Source organism: Pseudomonas sp. BJa3 (genome assembly GCF_026343815.1).
Lineage (GTDB): Bacteria > Pseudomonadota > Gammaproteobacteria > Pseudomonadales > Pseudomonadaceae > Aquipseudomonas > Aquipseudomonas soli.
Genome location: NZ_JAOXMC010000210.1, coordinates 1 through 270, shown reverse-complemented (window position 1 = coordinate 270; position 270 = coordinate 1). Strand labels below are relative to the sequence as shown.

Below are 270 nucleotides of genomic sequence, written 5' to 3'. Positions count from 1 at the left end.
CGCGCTGCCCGGCGCCTTCACGCCGACTTGCTCGGCCAAGCACCTGCCGGGCTACGTCGAGCAGGCCGCGGCCCTCAAGGCCAAGGGCGTGGATGAAATCTGGTGCGTGTCGGTCAACGACGCCTTCGTCATGGGCGCCTGGGGCCGCGAACAGAAGACCGGCGGCAAGGTCCGCATGCTGGCCGACGGTTCCGCCCTGTGGACCAAGGCCCTGGGCCTGGAGCTGGACCTGATCCAGCGCGGCATGGGCGTGCGCTCGCAGCGCTACTC

The 270-nt window shown here is 70.4% G+C and carries 1 protein-coding gene; it reads left to right on the top strand.

Annotation, left to right across the window (positions count from 1 at the left end):
- Positions 1–270: peroxiredoxin (locus OH705_RS27455; RefSeq protein WP_267303472.1), on the top strand; the 270-nt coding region annotated here is incomplete at both ends.